1 pseudogene is annotated in these 305 nt (G+C 72.8%); it reads left to right on the plus strand.

The features are described 5' to 3' along the window. Positions 1-305, plus strand: a pseudogene (locus tag C1I97_RS38595) (N-acetylglucosamine-6-phosphate deacetylase); the annotation flags it as partial.

The raw sequence follows: 305 nt of genomic DNA on the forward strand, positions 1-305 counted from the left end.
ACCGACGACATGGACACCCTCGTCCGGCAGGCGGGGCTGCTGTCGGAACTGGCCGAGCAGGGGGAGATCGCCGGCATCCACTTCGAGGGGCCGTTCATCTCGCCGTGCCGCAAGGGCGCCCACTCCGAGGCGCTGCTGCGCGACCCGGACCCGGCGGAGGTGCGCAAGCTGATCGACGCCGCGCGCGGCCGGGCGAGGATGATGACGCTCGCCACCGAGCTGCCGGGCGGCATCGACTCCGTACGGCTGCTCACGGAGCACGGCGTGATCGCGGCGGTCGGGCACACGGACGCGACGTACGAGCA

Source organism: Streptomyces sp. NTH33 (genome assembly GCF_003236365.1).
In the GTDB taxonomy this organism is placed as follows: Bacteria; Actinomycetota; Actinomycetes; order Streptomycetales; family Streptomycetaceae; genus Streptomyces.